This window comes from Paenibacillus sp. CFBP 13594 (assembly GCF_014842675.1).
Taxonomy (GTDB): Bacteria; Bacillota; Bacilli; order Paenibacillales; family Paenibacillaceae; genus Paenibacillus; species Paenibacillus amylolyticus_B.
Genome location: NZ_JACYVQ010000013.1, coordinates 100,456 through 122,117, shown reverse-complemented (window position 1 = coordinate 122,117; position 21,662 = coordinate 100,456). Strand labels below are relative to the sequence as shown.

Sequence of the window (21,662 nt, the reverse complement as noted above, 5' to 3'; positions counted from 1 at the left end):
TCTGCTAACGTAGTGGAAAAGGGAAAACACAAGTGGTCCTGATTTATAATAAATTTAAATTTAAAGGAGATTATCACAAATGACTATTATTTCTGACGTGTACGCTCGCGAAGTCCTCGACTCCCGCGGTAACCCTACAGTAGAAGTTGAAGTATACCTGGAGTCCGGCGCAATCGGACGCGCAATCGTTCCATCTGGTGCATCCACTGGTGCCCACGAAGCCGTTGAGCTTCGCGATGGTGACAAATCCCGTTACCTCGGTAAAGGCGTTCTGCAAGCTGTTAAAAACGTAAACGAAACAATCGCTCCAGAAGTTATCGGTATGGATGCATTGGATCAACTGGGTATCGACAAATTGATGATCACTTTGGATGGTACGCCAAACAAAGGTAAACTGGGTGCTAACGCAATTCTGGCTGTATCCATGGCAGTAGCTCGCGCAGCTGCTGACGCTCTGGACCTGCCATTGTACGTTTACCTGGGCGGATTCAACGCTAAAGCATTGCCAGTACCAATGATGAACATCATCAACGGTGGTGAGCATGCGGACAACAACATCGACGTTCAAGAGTTCATGGTTCTTCCAGTTGGAGCACCAAGCTTCAAAGAAGCTCTTCGCGTAGGTGCAGAGATCTTCCACAACTTGAAATCCGTATTGAGCTCCAAAGGCTTGAACACAGCTGTAGGTGACGAAGGTGGTTTCGCACCGAACCTTGGTTCGAACGAAGAAGCAATCACTACAATCATCGAAGCAATTGAAAAAGCTGGTTACAAACCAGGCGTTGACGTATTCCTGGGTATGGACGTTGCTTCCACTGAGTTCTACAAAGATGGTAAGTACACACTTGCTGGTGAAGGTAAATCTTACACTTCCGCTGAGTATGTTGACCTTCTGGCTTCATGGGTTGAGAAATACCCAATCATCACAATCGAAGACGGTATGTCCGAAGATGACTGGGATGGTTGGAAATTGCTCACTGAGAAATTGGGAGACAAAGTACAACTCGTTGGTGATGACCTGTTCGTAACAAACACTGAGCGTCTGGGCAGAGGTATCGACGAAGGTATCGGTAACTCCATCCTGATCAAAGTTAACCAAATCGGTACATTGACTGAAACATTTGATGCAATCGAAATGGCTAAACGTGCAGGATACACAGCTGTAATCTCTCACCGTTCCGGTGAATCCGAAGACAGCACAATTGCTGATATCGCTGTTGCAACTAACGCTGGTCAAATCAAAACGGGTGCTCCTTCCCGTACAGATCGTATCGCGAAGTACAACCAATTGCTCCGCATTGAGGATCAACTGGGTGAACTGGCTCAATACAATGGTCTTAAAGGATTCTACAACCTTAAAAAATAAGCTGGATATCCAGCTTTTACGGGCAAGCCGGGTAACCGGCTTGTCTTTTTTTGCAACGAAGTAATGGTATAACGTAAGGATCACGCAGATGGTGAAATTTAGGGCATTGTATAAACTGTACTACTTGTAGTACAACCATAGCTATGTTACAATTAAAGTAACTGTTTTTATGGTGAGATGTATGCCCACATGGGTAGGAGGTGGAAAGAATGGATATTGCTTTGAAATTGCTGCTCGTTGTTTTCTCGATCGGTCTAATCACTGTAGTATTGCTGCAGCACGGGAAAAGCGCTGGTTTGGCGGGTGCCATCTCCGGTGGTGCGGAACATCTTTTCGGTAAAACGAAAGCGCGCGGATTGGATCTCTTCCTGCAACGTGCAACGGTGGTACTGGGTGCAGGATTTATGATTTTGTCTATTGTTGTTACGGTGGTTTCCAAGTAAGAATTGGAACTGCTGTTCAATGAATAGCTTAAGCTAATGGCTTAATTGATGAACCTTCGTTTCGTGAAGAAACGGGGGTTTTTTAATAAATTCTTACACGTCCAAACTTTTCCAACAATTTAATCTATAGACTCCATGATTTTCGGTCTTCTTCTCACTTCTGTTTGGTTTGCCTTCCTTAAAATGCATCACACCCCTAACATGTATGGTATGTCCCTCGCTTATTCGTTACGCGAACTCACTCCCTATAATGAATGTCATGTGTACAGAAAATTTCCGGACGTAGTCCTTTTCCAGATGCGCACAGCACGTGTATCGCATAAAATGTCTGTAGAGATACGTGAAAGCGTGATTTTGAGGAGCGCATGGCCACTGTGGTTTTTTTGCGAGGTACGGATGGGCCAGATTGAATTCGTGTATACTAGGGTATGAGATAGTATGGTTGTACCACTACTTCTCTTCACAGTAGTGATATTGTATTGCATGAAAATGGTAAGAATTCCGATACATAAAGAGATAAGACTTGCTTACACTTTTATGTTTCCCGAGGTGAATATATTAATGATAACAGAACAACAATTGCTCGACTTCATGCGGGAAACCGCTTATAAACCCATGACTTATCAGGAGTTGGAACAGCACTTCGCTATTGAAGATGCAGCTGATTTCAAAGCCTTTTTGATTATGCTGAATGCGCTGGAGGAATCCGGTAAAGTTTTGCTGACCCGTAACAATCGCTATGGCATGCCAGAGCGCATGGATTTGGTACGTGGACGTTTACAGGCTCACGCCAAAGGTTTCGCTTTCCTTATTCCTGAGGATCGGGAGCACCCGGATGTGTACATTCACGCCAATGACATGAAGAGTGCGATGAATGGCGACACGGTATTGGTTAAAGTCACATCTCAAGGACCTTCAGGCGGTCGCCTGGAGGGTGAGATTGTCCGTATTGTTACTCGTGCTGTGACACAAGTCGTTGGTGTGTTCCAGAGTCATGAGGTGTACGGATTTGTCATTCCGGATGATAAACGGATTAATCGCGATATTTTCATCCCACGTACCAACTTTGCTGGGGCGGTTGATGGACAGAAGGTCGTCGCAAAAATCGTCAGCTATCCGGAGGGCCGTGCGGCAGCCGAGGGTGAAGTGATCGAGATTCTCGGTCATAAGGATGAGCCGGGCATTGATATTTTGTCTGTCATTCGCAAGCATCAATTGCCTGAAGCTTTCCCGGATGAAGTGGTGGAAGAGGCGGAGAAAGCACCCGACTCCATCACGGATGAAGAAATTGTACAACAGGGTCGCCGTGATCTGCGTGGACTGAACATTGTCACGATTGATGGCGAAGATGCCAAGGATCTGGATGATGCTGTTAACGTAGAGAAGCTGCCTAACGGTAACTATCGTCTGGGTGTTCATATTGCCGACGTTGGCTATTATGTACAGGAGAATTCCAAGCTCGATCAGGAAGCCTACAACCGCGGATGCAGTGTGTATCTGGTGGATCGGGTTATTCCGATGTTGCCACAGCGTCTGTCCAACGGAATCTGTAGTTTGAACCCGCAGGTAGACCGTCTGACCCTGTCTTGTGAGATGGAGTTTAACGACCAGATGAAGGTTGTCAAACACGACATTTTCACGAGTGTAATCAAAACCAAAGAGCGGATGACGTATTCCAACGTTCGTAAAATCCTTGAAGGTGAAGAGCCGGAATTGCTTGAGCGTTATAAGGATCTGGTGGATGATTTTCATTTGATGAAAGAAATAGCCTTAAAGCTGCGAGCGATGCGTATGCGTCGTGGAGCGGTTGACTTTGATTTTGAAGAATCCAAAATCATTGTGGATGCAGAGTGCAAACCGATCGATATCGTGAAACGGGAGCGTTCGATTGCAGAGCAGATCATTGAGGAATTCATGTTGGCAGCGAACGAAACAGTGGCAGAGCATTTCCACTGGTTGAAGGTTCCTTTCATTTATCGTGTGCATGAAGACCCGGATCAGGAAAAACTGCAAAATTTCCTCGCCTTTGCGGCGAATTTTGGACACCAGGTCAAAGGACGTGGCAATGCGATTCATCCAAGGGCGCTTCAATCGTTGCTTGAGGATATCAAAGAAACGAAAGAACAAACCGTGATTAGTACGATGATGCTCCGTTCCATGAAACAGGCGAAGTATGACTCTGAAATGTCAGGGCACTTTGGCCTCGCGGCAGAATTCTATAGTCACTTTACGTCTCCAATTCGTCGTTATCCCGACCTCGTCATTCACCGGGTGATTCGCGAAGTCATTGAAAATAATGGTGCTTTGCCGGAGAACCGTCAGGAGTATTTGGCAGCACGTATGGCCGATATTGCCCAGCAGTCATCGGAACGTGAACGTGTGGCGGTAGAAGCTGAGCGGGATACGGAGAAAATGAAAAAAGCCGAGTACATGCTCGATAAAGTAGGCGAAGAGTTCGAAGGCATGATCAGCAGTGTGACCAGCTTTGGTATGTTCATTGAACTGGAGAACACGGTTGAAGGTCTGATTCGTCTGAGCGCGCTCACGGACGACTATTACCATTTTGACGATCAGCATATGGCTCTGATTGGTGAACGTACCTCGAAAGTCTTCCGCATCGGTGATGAAGTGAAGATCCGTGTGGCACGTGTAAGCATGGAAGAGTATACGATTGATTTTGAAATGGTGGATATGAAACCTCGCGGTGAACGTCCTGGCGGCTTCGGTGGTGGACGTGGCGGTAAGGGTGGACGTCCTAGTAGCGGCGGCGGACGCGGAGGTGCCAAGGGTGGACCAGGTGGATTCAGTGGTTCGCGTGGCGGCAAAGGTGGCTCAGCCAGTGCTGGAGGCAACCGTGGTGGCCGATCAACGGAAGAGAGCAGCAAAGGTGGACGTGGCGGTCGCAGCGGAGCAGCGAGTGCAGGTACGGGCGCAGGCTCATCCGGTGGATACGGAGGTAAAGGCAGCGGCAAACCGAAAGGTGAGCGTCGTGCTGGTGATGCTGGCGGATCGACTGGCCGGGGCAAAGGCGCGGTGAGCTTTGGTTTTGGCTCAGGTAAAGGCGGTTATAGCTCTACATCGGGTGGATCGGATAGTGGTTCACAAGGAAGTGGCCAAAGCAGCGGCAGCGGTCGTGGTGAAGGAAGCTTTAAGTCCGGCAAGGGCGGCGGTAAAGGTGGCAAAGGCGGAAGTGGACGCAAAAACACTTCGCCAAGTGGCGTATTTATTGGAGAGAATGCAACTCCTGGTGGCGCTCAGGAAGGCGGAGCACCACGACGTAAGCGGAAGAAGAGCAAAGGTGCAGCGGGTAACGGAACGGCAGCTTTTGTACGGAAAAAGAAAAAATAAAGCTAACGTAACTTGAAGAGATGGATTACCATTTGTTCCTCTACTAGGTTAAGCGTTGGAGAAATAGTCACTTTCCGTTGTGTGTTGTTTCGCTCAGTCTGGAAGTGGTGTAATGAGGAGGGGCGGCAGAGGTCGCCTCTTTCTTGATTTTAACAGCCGTACTTGCTACAATTAAGGTCTGGCACGTGGTACCTTGGTGCAACAATGGGTGCGCTGCTATAGAGCATGGTACCGGCTTATTTTACGGAGAAGGAGTGAGGACATGGGCAAGAATGACGGACAGAGTAAAGTGCTCGCACAGAATAAAAAGGCTTCCCATGACTACTTCATTGAAGATACGTATGAAGCGGGCATGGTGCTTACCGGAACGGAGATCAAATCTCTTCGTAACGGCCGTGCGAATATTGGTGATGCATTTGCCACGATTCGAAACGGTGAGATTCATATTCACAATATGCATATTAGTCCTTTTGAACAAGGGAACCGAAATAATCCGCTCGATCCGACACGTACGCGCAAGTTGTTGATGCATAAAGTGCAGATTCACAAGCTGCTTGGGCTGTCGAAACAGGATGGGTACAGCATTGTGCCACTGAAGATTTATATCCGTAACGGTTATGCAAAGCTTTTGCTTGGACTGGGTAAAGGTAAGAAGCAGTTTGATAAGCGTGAGACTGCAGCCAAGCGGGATGCACAACGTGATATTCAACGGGCAATGCGCGAGAAGCAGAAGGTTGCGCGTTAAGTGGAGCGCTGGGTGTGGAAGGCTGTATTATAGGTATAAGTTAGTTTTCTGATGGAGTTAGGAAGGTTGATGTACGAGTTAAGGAGTCTCAAGGTTTGTCCTGCAATGGGCAAGATTGAAGCTTTTTTATTTGTATTAGCGAAAGTAATTAGATGAGGTTGTTGAAGTGTGCTGTGAACTGAATTTTTGTGATATGTGTAGAAGAAGTAAGTAGGGGCATGGAATATGGCGTAGTGATGAATCAAAATTATCAGCTGTTGCGTAGTTTGCCTGAATCGTGGGTAAAATACTTAGGTGCCGTTGTTCGTGATCCGATCTGGGTAAACTTTACTTCCGAATGGTGACGCGGTATAATATGTAGACGATTGAGCCTGTTGTATTGGATAACTTTGTACACGTGCTCAGTCTGCTGGAATGTCTTCCAGCAATCTGTACTATATCGGCTTGCTGCTCTATGTTATGATTACTCATGTAGCAGACAGGAATGCCGAGTTTGAAAGAAGCATCTTTTTACCTTGGAGGAAAAAGATGTGCAGCACCTTTGCTCCGTATTCACGGATTAATCCTGGAGCCCTTCTTAATTTGAGGGGGCGTTTATGGATTCGACGGGGATAGTTCGAGCATGGGTAGCGGGTAGTGGGGACGCGTCCGCTTCATCAACGCTAAAGCCTATTAAACGGCAAACAACAAACAAACTACGCTTTCGCAGCCTAAGAAACTGTGTGCGTGCTTCTACCCTGCATCGCCCATGTGACAGGGATAGGGGCTAACTAGTAGTGGGATACGCTGTCACATCTCCGCCTGGGGTGTGCTGAAGAAGACAATCAGGCTGACCCAACGTATAGCCGGTTACGGGGCGATACTCGGGTGACATCAAAACTGTGACTACACCCGTAGAAGCTTATGTGCCGTTATCTTCGGACAGGGGTTCGACTCCCCTCGCCTCCATTAGAGTCAAGAAACCATCAACCAGTAATCTGGTTGGTGGTTTTTTAGTTTATGATATAATAAGTATAAATTTAGATTGGGGGACTCCAGATGTTTGAAAATCGAGAACAGCTCCAAGAAATTTTGAAAAAAGCAAATCAACATGCACGGAAACAAGCTAAAGAATCAGGTGCCTCTATTTATTATATAAAGAACAACAAACGCGTTCGTGAGGATGCTGATGGTAATAAATTCGAAATTATATTTGATGCTACTGGGAAACGCCAGGAGTTGGAGTATCATGAGTGAAATCAGACCAGTCATGACTGTGTTTGCTGGAACCAATGGAACAGGGAAAAGTACACTCAGCATGCAAATGAGAGAGTGGCTTGGTGAACTGATTGATCCGGATCATTTGTTTTAAAATATGGAAATGCTAAAGAAAACAGTGACTACACCCGAAGAAGCTTATGTGCCGTCATCTTAAGACATAGGGATTTACTCCCTCCTCCCCATTTTAAAAGAATACTCATAAAGTCTTTTTTCTTGAAATTAAATGTAGACATTGCGTAGACACGCACTGAGGGGCTTCACTGATTAATGGCCTTAAGTTCATTTGAATTTGGTATAGACATGTATGTATACATTTATGTCTATAATGAACAGTTCAGTTGAGCGACTGCGTTTTTTCATATAACGGGCAGGTTAGTATAACTAAATTTTCTTTCTTTTTTATAAAGTTATAGAACATGCCTACGCAAAGAGATAGATGATAAAGTTATATCAATCGGGTTAATTCTGATGGGATCTATAAGGACTTAATTTTATTGAAAGGAATGTTAAATAAATGAAAAAAAAAGTTTTAATCATTACTGGCACCATTATATTGTTTATATCACTTATTATTGGAGTATCTATTGCTTGGAAAAGTAATATGGATTTAAAATTTGAAGAAGAAAATGAAATTACTAAAATCAGTCCTAATACATCTAAGGAAACACAAACGCTAACTTGGGATTTGATGGGTGATAAAGAAGATCCTGTGAAAGATTATTTTGTTTCAATAGGGTATCCACACATTAAACTTAATGTAAAAAATACAGGAGTGCACTCTTTTAGAGTAGAGGTAAAGCACAACATTAAGAATACAGTTATTTTTGATGAAAATGTTACATCAGGTGCAACAGTAGAATTAATAAATAATGATCATATGCCGCTCGTTCCTTCAGGTGCCTATACTGTAACTATTTATGGTGGATCAGGATTACCCAAAGGACAAGTTCTTCTTACACAATCAAAGGAACCATTTGAATGACCTCATAAACTTAGACAAATATTATTGAAACTTATTTGACATGAACTCGGTATCGTCCCGGACTCATGCCTTTTAATTTTGTCTTAATGCATTTGTGGTTATAGTAATCCATGTATCGTGCTAGTTTTTGCCTGAGTAATCGATATTTTTAAACTTATGAAGGTAAAGAAACTCTGAATTCATCATGCCTAAGTAGTTTTTCATGACTGGGTTATCATAAAAATTCCCTTTGCGTGAGATGCTCTGGATAATCGCTTCTTCCTTTAAAGGCTGTCGATACTGCAAGGTTCCTTTATAGGAGTGAATCAATAGTTCATCAGGCATAGGGCGATAGCCATAAAGATCCTGATGTTCCTCGTAAATGGAACGAACAAGGAATTTCAGATCTGTATCTAGTTCGTTTTATTCAAAACTGCTTCACGCAGTAATAACATCTGTGCTGTTTCATCAAACGCTAGCAATGCAACAACCTCAAGCCTTAATTCATATATTTATGATTTTGTTTCGTATAGTGAGTTTACCTTTTTTTTGAATTAGGGCATACGACTAGTTTTATGTAGGTTTGCCCAAGGGTGGACTAACTTTATTTCACTAATGGTCTAGATAGTTTCGTTTTGTATAATAATGTAGTTAATTTATCGGTAATTTACTGTAAATAAATATTTAGTATGCTTGCTGTTTCTACCAGTCTTTACTAAGGAAATTCTATCTCGCACGTGCAGTCTGAAAATAAATATTTCCAATTTTATGTATTTACGTATCAATAAATAATTGCGCAGAATCGCTCACGTATCTTTCTCAAGAGTAAACTAAGGTACTTGATTTAAAAATCTATCCCTATCCTTTACAGTTTGAAAAGAGGGCGGCCCTCCGTCATTGTTTATGACTATTGGGTCAGCCCTCTTGTTAGATTAAAACTCTTACCAAGGAGTGTCAGAAGCTTTCATTATTATTGTTCCTTTTGGGATAGCAGTGCCACCATAAACAGTTACTTTGTAATCTCCAGAAGGAACAAGTGGATTAGCATCATTATTATAGAAATTCACTCCTACTCCATTTGCTTCAACGGTTTTATTAAAGATAATTGTACCCTTAGTCTTATGCTTTACTTCAACTCTAAAAGATTGTGATCCTGTATTTTTAACATACAGATTAATATGTGGATATCCTATCTGTATTGTCCAATTACCATAGGGGTCAGCTTTGGTGTTTTTTAATAAATCCAATTCAAAGTTTTTATTTTGGATTGCAGAAGGAGTAAATACATTATCCTCAGTTCCTACCTCAGATAATGCATTTTCATTTGCTGAAGCTACACTAGCAACCCCAGTTATAAGAGAAATAGATAATGCACTAGCACCAATAATCTGCATAAATTTGTTTGTCATTCACTTAACTTCCTCTCGATAATATATATGTTTTTTATTTCATTGATATTATAGCACAAAAATGTATATATTATATATTATACCAATTAACCAATAATACGACAATTATCGACACGTATCTTAGGTATCAAGATCTAATTTCTTGTCTATTTTTATAAAATTTATCCAAAAAATTATATCGTATTCTTCGGGTAGTATCCTATCAATAAGTTCACTTTTATTGAGTCGCTTGGATTTTATAGATTGCAAAAAACACAGAATCGTTAGTCTGACTCTGTGTTTTTTTGTTATATGGTTATCTTTCTTTCAACTTTTCGTGCTAATTTTAATGCGCCTTGATCAATATATTTCATATAATAATGCGAAAAAATAAATAAGGGAACCATGGAAACTAGGAATGTAAACGCATAGGCTAAATTGTAACTGAAATATTGAATTACTTTACTAAACAGGAACGCAGAGAATGTATTTAGGAATGTAAAGTGAATGAGATATAGGGAAAATGAAATCTGTCCTAAATAAACAAAAGGTTTCCATCCAAACACATGCTGCAATACTTTTGAACGAAGTAGAGCAAACAATATTAAAGCAGAACCCAGGGTTCGGGCAAGAAGTCGTGGATCAATGTCAGTTTGACCCCATTTATTAATGCTTTTAATTAACACTTCTATAGGAGCATACATAGTCCCCAATAATGAAGTATAAGGCGCCGATCCAAGATAAATCCCCACTAAAAGAACAAGTGCTTTCAATATTTTACTTTGTACCCACTTGTGCTTGAGTAAATCGGCCAGCAGCATTCCCCATAAAAATGCAACAAAATAGGTTTGAATAAGAGCAATTGATAAGACCAAATATACAATCCATCTTTTTTTAACTCGTCCAAATAACGAAAGAAAACCGAAAATCAAAAAAGATCCTAATAGCTCATAGCTCATTGTCCAAAGGACTGGATTGTAAGGATGTGCTTCAAAACGGAAAAACGGATCATATATAGCAGCCTTAATAACGGTATATATATTAGTGTTTAATGCGTAGTAGTCTTTTTTCATGTCAGTCCATGTTGTATCCCATATATCTTGGAGATGAACGGCATTCGTAATAATTGCTAAATACACAAGCAATACGGATATCGCTGCTGGCACTGCAAGCCGAATGTACCTTCTCAGTGCGCTGGAACGTAACAATTTCAGAAAAGTTTCACTATCGAGCTCTTCTTCATACATTTTGACACTCAGCACGTAACCACTTAGAACAAAAAACAAACAAACGGCAAATTGTCCATTATAAAATAAATTAATTGGAGAAATTCCGTACCAAGTATCCCATGCAGAATGTGATTGTTCCACTCTCCCGCTTAGTGCAGCTGGGTAAAATACTTGTATGTAGTGCGAAATTACCACGGCAAATGCCGCGAGACCCCTAATGCCATCCAGATAGAATAGCTTTTTCCCAAAAGTCTCTTTGTTCATTTTTACCCCTCTTTGTCCATTAATGAGGCCTATTATAACATATGATGTTGCAGGAATATGCTGATTTATTCTAGAGAGGTTGTCAAGCTTGCGACTAACCATATAGTACTACCACTAATTTTTGTAGGTCGATTATGATTTTTTACTTGAATCTAATGAATTCGACTCTAATTTTGAAGAACAGGAATAAGATGCAACTATTATAATAAAACCTTTCGTTTTGTAATACTTGAACATTAGACGGGATCTTATATAAAGCTGTGATTCATTTGGGATGCGATAATTTACATGCACCGTACTATAGCCTGAGCTTATCTGTAGAGAGGGCAGAGAGTACCACTTGCATAAGGAAAGATACAACAGTGGTCAGACCTGTTTAGAAGAAACTTGTGCTTAGCTATTCGCAAAAAGATGGTGAACATTCTTTTTAGGCTAACTATATATTTCCAATAAATAGTAAATATATTTTGGGCAAAAAGAAAGGATTACGATTTGAGTGAATCAGCGCATTACGGTCTTTGTCCGTTTAGATATAGACTTGAGATGTTTTATCAAGAAGTGCTTATGTATTGTAATGAGTAGCATCTAGAAAACTAGAAATTTTTGCACATGGTATTTTTCAAATCAAAATTTTGGTTTGACAGAGGAATTAAAGAAAAGTTCCTAAAATTAAGACCATTAGATATACTAATGAGTTTTTCGTAAATTTACATGCAGAATACTAGAGAGGAATGATAGGATTATTCCCTGAATTTGGTCCAATAAATTAGCACTCCATAGAAAATCAATTCAAACAAAAAGTTTATAACGGCATTATATAACAAGTTCATCTTTGAGTTAACATGCCTGACAAGCATTTTAGGTACTGATTGAATATTAAAGGAAAACTTAACAAAGCTTGAGCCTCTTTCACAGACTGGCCTATAATATACAATTGTATAAAAACCGAGGTTAGAGCATCGGCACGAATGGAGGATCAGATTGGACACAAATAAAGATGAAAATACAAAAGCGAACACCAAATTAATGAAAGATTGGCCCCCTCGTTTCAAAGAGTTCATTCAACGCAAGCCCAGGACACTGGCTTTTAAAATCCCGTTTGCCTACTTTGTCATTATTCTGCTAACGGTGGCGTTCAGTGCGTTGGTGCTGAATCGAATCTCGGAAAATGACGCGCAGCGAAAGATCAATGAAGCATCACTGCAGACAATCACATCCATTGAGACCAATGTTAATCTGATGATCGGGAACGTGAACAATTATTCGAAGATGATTTTCTCCGATCCCAACTTGCAGAACCTGCTGCGGCAGGGCAATGTGTACTCCAATTTACAGACACAGTCCAAGGTCAGCGCGTATTTGACCAATCTTATGCAAGCGGTTCCAATTATTAATTCAGTCTATATTTACGATAATTCGGGTCACCGATTCTCGGTTGGTACACAGGAATGGCCTACGTTTATGGAAGCGAGTGTAAAGGAAGCACCGTGGTATGAACAGGCTTTGAAGCACAACGGACGATATCTGCTCAGGCTGAATGGTGGCAACAAAGATAGCGGAGTCTCGGCCATGGGGGAGAATGATGGGCAAGAGGTGGTCTCGTTTATTCGCCTCATTCGGGATCTGGATGATACGTCTCCGCTTGGATTTCTGGTCATGAACATCAAGGGGGCATCCATCGCTCAGGCCTACGCTAACCTGTCTGCACCGGATTCATTTCAGGTGGCCATTCTGGATGAGCATCAGCGGGTGATCGCAACCAACGCAACTGATGGAAAGAAGGACGTGTCTGTGGTATCCGACGCATCCATATCCTTGTCTGCGGCTTCTGGACAGGAAGGCATGCACGAGATGTTAGAGGCCAATCAGGCCAAGTTAAAACAAGCATTTCAAGAGCAGCCCTCCGGCTTCATCACCTTGCAATCAGGTGGTCAGGAATATGCGGTGACCTATCGTTCGGCTGGTGATGATCAGTGGAAATTCATCAGTATGAGTCCATACCGGGCTACCGATACCCGTAATAAATCCATGGTTCTGCTCGCATTGATCCTACTGGCAGTTAATGGGACTGTCTTTTTTGTCAGTTCATTCATCATCTCGCGCAGTGTCATCAATCCGATTCACAAGCTGCTTCGTGCCATGCAGAAAGCGCCAAGTGGCAACTTCCGCAAAGTGACGGTTGAGTTGAACAGCTACGAGTTCGCACAGTTATATGGAGGATACAACCAGATGATTGAGCAGATTGACCAGATGCTGAAACGAATCATTCAGGAGCAGCAGACGATCCGCCGTGCAGAGCTGAATACACTTCAGGCGCAGATCAAGCCGCATTTTTTATACAACACACTGGACTCTATCACCTCCTTGGCGATGTCGGGCATGAACGATAAGGTATGTGAGCTGTTAGAAGCGCTCGGAAGTTACTATCGACTGAGTGTCAGCAAAGGCCGTGAACTGATTTCACTGCACGAGGAGGTTGAGATTGTACGCAATTATCTGACGATCCAGCAGGTTCGCTACCCCGGTGTGTTTGAGGTGCAGTACGATATCGATTCAGACTGTGAGCGGGTGATGATTCCCAAGCTCGTGCTCCAGCCGCTGGCGGAAAATTCACTGTATCATGGCATTCGTCCCAAAGGCAGCCCAGGTAAGATACGCATTCAAGCACGTCGATTCAAGGAAGGGGTACTTCTAACGATTACTGACGACGGAGTTGGCATGTTCGAGGAAGAGATACAGCAGGTTCAACGCAAAGAAATAAACCGTTCTAACCGTTTTGACTCAACGAACTCATCTAATTCAACTAATCTTTCCAATCCTTCCGATCTTTCCGATCTTTCCGATCTCTCTAATTTTTCTAAGATTACCTATAACTCTAAACACAATCCAAGCTTTGGCTTATGGGGAACGATGGAGCGACTTCGTATTTTCTACGAAAGAGAGGATGGACTCAAGCTGGAGAGCGAGGTTGGAAAAGGAACCACCATTATCATAACGATCCCGAAGGGAGCTGATGAATCATGGAATTAATTTTAGAACCTTTAAAGGTGTTGATTGTGGACGATGAATACCTCATCCGAAATCTGCTGCGTATGCGTATCGATTGGGAACAGCAAGGTATGTTCATCGTTGGCGAGGCCTCCGATGCTGCGGAGGCTTTGGATCAGGTGGAGCTATTGCGTCCAGACATCGTGTTCACGGACATATACATGCCCAAGATGGACGGTATTGAACTGAGCGGCATTCTCATGGAGCGCTACCCGAGCCTGAAAATCGTGGTCGTGACGGGACATGATGAATTTGAGTATGCTCGTCAGAGTGTGAAGCTGGGCATATCCGATTTTATTTTGAAACCCATCCGTGCTTCTGAGTTATTACAGGTTACGACGAAGCTGCGAGCGTTAATCAAGCAGGAGGTCGGGCGCGAGTACGAGCTGATGAAGTTGCGGGAGGAGATGGAGCAGAGCTTGCCTTATCTCAGGGAGAGGTTTGTGAATCAATGGTTAATTCATGAGGTGCCTGAGGATGAACTACACGAGAAGGCGCGATTCTTCGGCATTCCTTTCTCGTCTAGTGAACCGGGATTACGCATCGCAGTAATGGATGTGGAGGTTGCTGTACCGCAAGTGAAGATAGCTGCACCAGAGGTATACCCACATCTGCCCGAGACATCTCATCAAGTTCATGAAGCTCTTCAAGCTCATCAAGCCCGTCAACCGCACCAACTCAGCCAAGTTCAACGAGAGCCTCAACACAATCAAACCCATTTAAGCCGGCATCAGATAGAAGCCCATCCACAACTCGCTGAGGAAATACATATTCTGCTGCGAATGGTAGGCATGAAGCAGGTGCAGGCTTTTTATCCGCAGGATTCGCACACCCTTATCGTTATGGACCCGCATAACCGGATCGTTGTACTCTCGCTTGGTGTGGATACGGAATTTGCCAATCAGGTACAGCAGCTTCAGGAAGAACTTCAACATACGCTTAAATTCGAAGGGTGTGAAGTTGATGTGACCGTAGGGATTGGGCAATGGCAATCAAGATGGGAAAAGGCCTGTGTGGGATACCGGGAAGCTTGTCGTGCACTCGATTATCAGGCGTTTGTAGGGAAAAATCAGGTTATTTGCTTCGAGGATCTGGTCATCGAAAGCGGGAAGAGGCCCTACCACTCGAATGCTCAGCTGCTCCAACAACTGCAATTTAACGTGAGTGTTGGTGCGGGGGAAGAAGCGGTATTGTTACTGGAGCGAATGCTGTCTGTGCCGTTCTCGGACGTTTCACAGTTTCGGATGGCAGCCATGGATGTGGTTACGGAGTGCCAGCGTGCTGCCATAGAGCAGCAACTTGAGGGAGAGCACGCATTGAACAAAGAGGCCGTTGCGGCTATTTTTACAGCAAATCATCTGCCTGAACTAAAAAGTATGCTGGAGCAGCATGTCCGCGCCGTATCGGATGTCATACAAGCCAAGCGACAGGCCAAGGAAGGCAACCTGATCGACCGGGTCATGGCTTATCTTGAAGAGAACATGGGCAATGCGGAAGTGGGGCTTTCCAGCACCGCGGCTGCTTTTTACGTAAGTTCGGGCCATCTGGGGCGGCTGATGAAAAAAGAAACCGGGCAGACATTTGTGGAATATCTGACCCAACTCCGCATGAAGAAGGCTGAACTGCTGCTGAAACAGACGGATCTGAAAGGTTATGAGATTGGGGAGCAGGTAGGCATCCCGGACCCACACTATTTCAGCGTCTTGTTCAAAAAACATATCGGCCGATCCATGAATGAATATCGAAATGTAAAAACATGAAAAAACGAGAATGTAGTCTGGAGTGTGGGGAGTGCGGCGAAGGTCTGAGCGTAAACCCGCTTCCGGTTCCAATTCCACATATGTTCGAAAATTACAAATCGATGCCTGTTTTCTAAATGGAGAACAAAGCACAGTTTGACTAAAATATGGGCTAGAACCAACGAAAACACATAGGGAGGTCCGTAGATATGAAAGCGCTATTAAAAAAATCAGCAAGTCTAATTCTGACGCTGGGCATTGTAAGCAGTCTGGTAGCATGTTCATCCGATTCGTCCGGCGGTGCACAGGGGGGAAGTAATGGAAAGATCAAGCTGACGCTATGGGATCAATCGGTCGGCAATACCGATCCTTCGGCCAAGCTGCTGCCCGAGATTGTGGAGAAATGGAACAGCGAGCATCCAGACATTCAGGTTGAACGTACGGGCACGACAGGAGAACAGTACAAAACCAAAGTCAAAACATCGATTGCAGCTGGTGAAGCGCCGGACCTGTTCTATGGCATGGGCGGCGGCAGCTTCATGCAGCCGTACATCAAATCCGGTAATGTGCTGGAAATCTCAAGTTACCTGACGGACGATATCAAAGAACGGATGGGCCCGGGTATGGCTGAGGCGATCAATATGGACGGCAAAATCTACACGTTGCCCGTTTACACACATATCGCCAACCTTTACGTGAACACGGAATTGTTCGAGCAGGCGGGTGCCAAGATTCCGACCACCTATAATGAACTGTTGGATGCAATCGAGAAGCTGAAAGCGGCAGGAATTACTCCGGCTGTGATTGGGGAAAAAGACCGTTGGCCGGGCATGTACTGGTACGACATTATTGCGATGCGCCAGGCAGGCAATGCTGCGGTGATGGAAGCTTTTAAAGATCCGTCAAAGTGGGATTCGCCCGACTTTGTGGCCGCCGCGACCAAAATGCAGCAGCTTGCGCAAGCAGGAGCTTTCAACAGCAGCATGTTCAGCATGAGCTATGACGAGATGCTTGGGGCTTTCAATGCAGGTAATGGGGCGATGATGTTCCAGGCCAACTGGGTGAATGCAGGAATTGAGGATCCGTCCTCCGTAGTCAAAGGCAAAGTGAAAGTGATTCCTTTCCCGGTGTTTGAGGATGGAAAAGGCACAAATACCGAAATCTTCGGCGGAGCTGTCGATGGTTTCTACATCAACCAGAATACCAAACATCCGAAAGAAGCTGTGGAATTCCTCATGTATCTGAGTGAACAGCTTGGTACGCAAGGTTTCCTGGCCGGAGCCGGTCTGCCAAGCTGGAAAACAGATGCACTCGACACGTCCAGTCTGTCCTCCCTGGATCTGTCTGCGGCAGACATTATGAAAACGGCGACCTCATTCATCGCGTGGTGGGATAACATTCTGCCAGCGGAGTCTGCCGAAGCGCACAAAAACCTGATTGCCCAGCTGCTTGCCGGCGATATAACACCTGAGGAGTTCTGCAAACAAATGGCACAGCTCAAACCAACAGAACTAAGTCTGTAGGTTAAACAGCTAAAACCCAAACAAGGCGTGGTCCGGTATATCCCGGTCACGCCTTTGAGAGGAGAACAATAATGAACTCTGTATTTTCCAATAAAGGCACGATCGCCGTCTTTGTACTGCCCACCCTGATTCTGTTCTGCGGCATTGTGCTTATTCCGATCTTTGTCTCCAGTTATTACAGTCTGCTGGACTGGAACGGCGTAGGCAGGGGGACATTTATCGGCCTGGACAACTATGTGGAGATGTTTAAGGATACCCGTGTGCTGAATTCGATCAAAAACTCTCTGTTATTCGCGGGTGCTTCGGTGTTCATTCAACTGCCGATCTCGCTCGTGCTCGCATTGATTCTGGCGTCCAACGTCAAGGGGGAAGGGTTCTACCGGACCGTGTATTTCATCCCGGTATTGATCTCGACAGTGGTTATTGCCCAGTTGTGGTCAAAAATCTACAATGCTGATTATGGCCTGCTGAACGTGCTGCTGCAGAATATCGGCTTATCCCACTGGGCGCAAGATTGGCTGGGTCAGAAGCACACGGCACTTGCGGCTTCTTTTATCCCAACCCTATGGCAGTACGTGGGGTATCACATGCTGCTGATGTATGCAGGAGCGAAGTCCGTGTCTCAGGATGTGCTCGAGGCTGCTCGAATGGATGGTGCTTCACGTCTTCGCACGGCGTGGTCCATTATGATCCCTTTAATGAAGCCCATCCTGAAGGTAAGCCTTGTATTTTCGGTCATTGGCGCATTTAAGGTGTTTGACCTGATCTATGTGCTGACGGGCGGCGGCCCGTTCTATACCACTGAAGTACCGAGCACGCTGATGTACGCCACCATTTTTGATACGTTCCGGTACGGATATGGCAGTGCAATCTCGGTATTTATCATTGTGGAGTGTCTGGTATGTACGATCCTCATTAATTCATTGTTCAAAACGGAATAGAAGGAGGCATGAGGCATGAGTACCGTAGAAGTCATGTTGCAAAAAAAGCCCAAGCCAAGGTCCATCTCCGGACCAATCGGGAAAGTGTTCCTGCAAGCGTTTCTGATCCTCGTCGCAATTGTGCAGATCTACCCGCTCATCTGGCTGGCGCTGTTTTCCTTGAAGGATAACAGTGAAATCTTCAGCGGCGATGTTGCCGGATTGCCAAAGGCGTTTCTGTGGAGCAACTATACTAAAGCCATGTCCGACGGCCATGTGCTGACCTATTTTATGAATAGCGTGCTGGTCACAGCGGCCTCCATTGTCTTGGTACTGATCTTGTCTTCGATGACGGGATACGCAATCACAAGAATGAATTGGAAGCTCAGCGGGCTCACGATGACGATTATTTTGCTGGGCATGATGGTGCCGATCCATGCGGCACTGCTGCCATTGTTTATTATTTTGAAGAATCTGAGCCTGCTCAACAGCTATTGGTCACTGATCATTCCCTATGTAGCGTTTGGCATTCCGATGGCGGTATTCATTCTGGGCAGCTTTTTCAAAGGTATCCCGCGAGAGATGGAAGAGTCGGCGGTGATCGACGGCTGCGGCATCTACCGGACGTTTTTCTCTATCATTCTGCCTCTAGTAACCCCGGCTATATCAACGGTAGCCATCTTCACGTTTTTGTCGTGCTGGAATGAGCTGATGTTTGCGGTCACGTTTATCAATAACACGGCTTATCAGACATTGACGGTGGGCATGATGTCGATGGTGGGAACGTACATTACGCAATGGGGCATCATTGGTGCGGGACTGATGATTACGACGGTGCCAACGGTGATCATCTATCTGCTGTTGAACAAACAGGTGCAGAAGAGCATGATCGCAGGTGCAATCAAAGGTTAGCTGGAGGCTGGACTGGAGGTGTGGCGGTAGAAGGGCTTGCTGCTCGCTCGCTGTACTCTCTTTCTGGTGGGTATCGGCTTGATTCGGGATTTCCCAAGGTGTGATCTCTGGACTAGACCGCGGCGTATAGACATGGAATAATAAGGGGGTATGTAGCCAGGCAGTTGCAGAGAGGGGTCATTATTTATGGTCAATATCGCGATGGTAGAGCAGGAGTCTGTTCGGGAAAAGGTTGTGGCGTTCACGTTTGATGATGGGCCGCATCCGGTGTATACACCTCAAGTACTTGAGATATTCCGTCGTGCCGGTGGGCAGGCGACGTTTTTCATGATTGGCCAAGAGATGGAGAACCACCCGGAGATTGCGGCGGAGGTATACCGTGAAGGGCATGAGATCGCAAACCATACATACACGCATCCGGACCTGACCAAGCTGACGCTGGAGGAAGCCGGGAAAGAGTTGCAACGCGCAGAACATCTTGTTCAAGAAGTTACGGGGCAACCTGCCCGCAGCTTCCGACCGCCGTATTTTGGCGTAAACGATGCTATACTGTCTCTGGCAGCGGAGCGTGGATATCGTACGATTGGTGCGGTCAACGGGGATGCGAGGGACTGGGACAATCCCGGCGTTGAGCACATTCTGGAGAATACTCGGTCTGCGGTGAAACCCGGCAGCGTGCTGATATTCCATGACGGGTACGGTGATCGTTCCCAGACGGTGGAGGCGGTTCGTGTGCTGGTGGAGGAACTGGTCACAGAAGGGTATCGATTGGTGACGGTGAGTGATTTGTTGGACATTTCTCGTGAGCAGGATGAAAAGATAACATAATCAAGTGGACCCATCATTCTTTGAATGACAGGGTCCTTTTTATATATAATTTATATAGGAAGAACGGAGCGAAAGCACAAACTTTGCTTGCCCTCTCAAACTACTTTATAATAATAGGCTAAACTAGATTATGTCAGGAGGAAACAATGGACTTTATCAAAAATCAACTAGAAGAACTCGGCATGAGTGGACCCTCCATTGGATACCTTTCAAACATCATTATGATTATTTTTATAGCAGTGATCTCGATATTGGCGAATGTGATTGCCAAGCGAGTGGTACTGAAGACGGTGCATCGTATTGTAAGTAACAACCGTTTCAAGTGGGGCCACATCGTGGTTCAGAAAAATTTATTTCAGAAGCTGTCGCATCTCGTGCCAGCCATTATAATCTATTATTCGGCTTATATTTTCTCGCCCTATCAGGCCATAATTGAAAAAGCAGCAATGACCTACATGATTGTCATCATGATCACGGTACTGAATGCTTTGCTTAATGTATTCGATGATATCTATCGTACCTATGAGGTGTCGAAGATTCGCCCAATCAAGAGTTACATTCAGGTAGCCAAGATCGTCCTGTACATTATCGGGGGTATTATCGTCATCTCCAGCCTGATTGGACAGAATCCGCTCATTATCCTCAGTGGACTTGGGGCATTATCGGCGGTATTAATGCTCGTGTTCAAAGACTCGATCCTGGGCCTCGTGGCGGGTGTACAGCTATCGTCCAACGATATGGTGCGCGTTGGTGACTGGATCGAGATGCCAAAGTATAATGCAGACGGGGACGTCATCGACATTACATTGAACACAGTGAAAGTGATGAATTTTGATAAAACGATTACGATGATTCCAAGCTATGCCCTCATCTCGGACTCGTTCCGTAACTGGAGAGGCATGCAGGTGTCCGGCGGCAGAAGGATTAAGCGGAGTATCTATATTGATATCAGCAGTATCCGTTTTTGTACGGAAGAGATGGTGGCTGAATTTGAGAAAATCCACTACCTGACTGATTATGTCACGGCAAAATTAAAGGAAATTCAAGCATACAACATGGAGCACGAGGTGAATACCGAAAGCAACGTGAACGGCAGACAGCTGACAAACGTCGGTGTATTCCGGGAATATATCCATCAATATTTGAGAAATCATCCGAAGATCAATAAAGATATGACGATGATTGTCAGACAATTGGCACCGGAAGATCGCGGACTACCTCTGGAAATCTATGCATTCAGCAATGATATCAACTGGGGTGTGTATGAGAACGTTCAGGCGGATATCTTTGACCATATCTTCGCAGTGGCGTCAACATTCGGACTGCGTGCCTTCCAGAATCCAACCGGACATGACATTGTGCAGCTGAAAGAGGATAAGCAATATGCGCGAGAGTATTAAGAAGATTTATCAAAATAGATGTGACGGCCACCATATTGGTGGTCGTTTTTGCGTTGAGATGTTCTTCCCATTCGGCCATTTATTTACGAGACGGACAGATTAAGTCCATGGGATAGGGTTCAATACAGATAACAAAGCAGATAGACTGTAAAAAAAAGTAGACAATACATATATTCTTCATTATATTATAATTAATTCCATATTTTGAAAGGGGTGATTTGGAGCTTTTTCTGATCAGGCGTGTCTATGAACGAGGGAAAAGCATGAAGTCTCTTCGGCGTGCTAACT

At 44.7% G+C, this 21,662-nt stretch carries 16 protein-coding genes, 1 other RNA gene and 1 pseudogene; 15 read left to right on the top strand and 3 right to left on the bottom strand.

The genetic code is table 11. The annotated features are described in order from the left end of the window. The first annotated feature begins 79 nt into the window (after window positions 1-79). The 8 genes from eno to IFU39_RS28750 all read left to right on the top strand — a co-directional run bounded on the left by eno (window position 80) and on the right by IFU39_RS28750 (window position 8,144). Window positions 80-1,366 carry a phosphopyruvate hydratase gene (gene eno, locus IFU39_RS28780; protein ID WP_062837741.1) on the top strand — a complete coding sequence of 429 codons (1,287 nt, stop codon included), beginning with the start codon at window positions 80-82 and terminating at the stop codon, window positions 1,364-1,366. Window positions 1,367-1,575: 209 nt separating this feature from the next. Further along, window positions 1,576-1,809, top strand: a complete 234-nt coding sequence (gene secG / locus IFU39_RS28775) for a preprotein translocase subunit SecG (protein ID WP_036616231.1) — start codon at window positions 1,576-1,578, stop codon at window positions 1,807-1,809. Window positions 1,810-2,370: 561 nt separating this feature from the next. Further along, window positions 2,371-5,157 carry a ribonuclease R gene (gene rnr / locus IFU39_RS28770; protein ID WP_192136220.1) on the top strand — a complete coding sequence of 929 codons (2,787 nt, stop codon included), beginning with the start codon at window positions 2,371-2,373 and terminating at the stop codon, window positions 5,155-5,157. Window positions 5,158-5,419: 262 nt separating this feature from the next. Continuing rightward, entirely contained in the window at window positions 5,420-5,902 is a 483-nt protein-coding gene (gene smpB, locus IFU39_RS28765) for an SsrA-binding protein SmpB (RefSeq protein ID WP_062837738.1), read from the top strand. A gap of 586 nt (window positions 5,903-6,488) precedes the next feature. Then, window positions 6,489-6,853, top strand: a transfer-messenger RNA (tmRNA) gene (gene ssrA, locus IFU39_RS28760). Window positions 6,854-6,940: 87 nt separating this feature from the next. Further along, the gene (locus tag IFU39_RS28755; protein ID WP_192136219.1) at window positions 6,941-7,138 is read left to right on the top strand and encodes a hypothetical protein; all 198 of its coding nucleotides are present in this window, start codon (window positions 6,941-6,943) and stop codon (window positions 7,136-7,138) included. Further along, window positions 7,131-7,253, top strand: a complete 123-nt coding sequence (locus IFU39_RS33325; RefSeq protein WP_274599305.1) for a hypothetical protein — start codon at window positions 7,131-7,133, stop codon at window positions 7,251-7,253. The genes IFU39_RS28755 and IFU39_RS33325 overlap by 8 nt, the downstream gene beginning before the upstream one ends. A 423-nt stretch (window positions 7,254-7,676) precedes the next feature. Then, window positions 7,677-8,144: a hypothetical protein gene (locus IFU39_RS28750; protein WP_192136218.1), complete on the top strand. Its 468-nt coding sequence runs from the start codon at window positions 7,677-7,679 to the stop codon at window positions 8,142-8,144. Between the two features lie 31 nt (window positions 8,145-8,175). Here the strand turns inward: IFU39_RS28750 and IFU39_RS33635 are convergent. The 3 genes and pseudogenes from IFU39_RS33635 to IFU39_RS28735 all read right to left on the bottom strand — a co-directional run. After that, window positions 8,176-8,268 (bottom strand): annotated as a pseudogene (locus IFU39_RS33635) (IS3 family transposase); the annotation flags it as partial. 796 nt (window positions 8,269-9,064) lie between these two features. Continuing rightward, a complete protein-coding gene (locus IFU39_RS28740; protein WP_192136217.1) occupies window positions 9,065-9,532 on the bottom strand; it encodes a hypothetical protein in 468 nt (155 codons plus the stop codon). A 287-nt stretch (window positions 9,533-9,819) separates the two neighbouring features. Then, complete coding sequence (locus IFU39_RS28735) at window positions 9,820-11,004, bottom strand: acyltransferase family protein (protein ID WP_192136216.1); 1,185 nt, start codon at window positions 11,002-11,004, stop codon at window positions 9,820-9,822. A gap of 981 nt (window positions 11,005-11,985) precedes the next feature. Between IFU39_RS28735 and IFU39_RS28730 the strand changes: the two genes are divergently transcribed. From IFU39_RS28730 to IFU39_RS28700, 7 genes are all read left to right on the top strand, one after another. Next, window positions 11,986-14,034: a cache domain-containing sensor histidine kinase gene (locus IFU39_RS28730; protein WP_197997953.1), complete on the top strand. Its 2,049-nt coding sequence runs from the start codon at window positions 11,986-11,988 to the stop codon at window positions 14,032-14,034. Then, window positions 14,025-15,812 carry a response regulator gene (locus IFU39_RS28725; protein ID WP_192136215.1) on the top strand — a complete coding sequence of 596 codons (1,788 nt, stop codon included), beginning with the start codon at window positions 14,025-14,027 and terminating at the stop codon, window positions 15,810-15,812. The genes IFU39_RS28730 and IFU39_RS28725 overlap by 10 nt, the downstream gene beginning before the upstream one ends. A 188-nt stretch (window positions 15,813-16,000) precedes the next feature. After that, window positions 16,001-17,314, top strand: coding sequence for an extracellular solute-binding protein (locus IFU39_RS28720; protein WP_192136214.1), 1,314 nt, complete (start codon window positions 16,001-16,003; stop codon window positions 17,312-17,314). A 71-nt stretch (window positions 17,315-17,385) separates the two neighbouring features. Beyond that, complete coding sequence (locus IFU39_RS28715) at window positions 17,386-18,255, top strand: carbohydrate ABC transporter permease (protein WP_091012051.1); 870 nt, start codon at window positions 17,386-17,388, stop codon at window positions 18,253-18,255. 15 nt (window positions 18,256-18,270) lie between these two features. After that, window positions 18,271-19,146 (top strand): carbohydrate ABC transporter permease, encoded by an 876-nt coding sequence (locus IFU39_RS28710; protein ID WP_192136213.1) that lies wholly within the window; start codon window positions 18,271-18,273, stop codon window positions 19,144-19,146. Window positions 19,147-19,332: 186 nt separating this feature from the next. Further along, complete coding sequence (locus tag IFU39_RS28705; protein ID WP_192136212.1) at window positions 19,333-19,974, top strand: polysaccharide deacetylase family protein; 642 nt, start codon at window positions 19,333-19,335, stop codon at window positions 19,972-19,974. 146 nt (window positions 19,975-20,120) lie between these two features. Further along, window positions 20,121-21,374, top strand: coding sequence for a mechanosensitive ion channel family protein (locus IFU39_RS28700; protein WP_192136211.1), 1,254 nt, complete (start codon window positions 20,121-20,123; stop codon window positions 21,372-21,374). Window positions 21,375-21,662 lie beyond the last annotated feature (288 nt).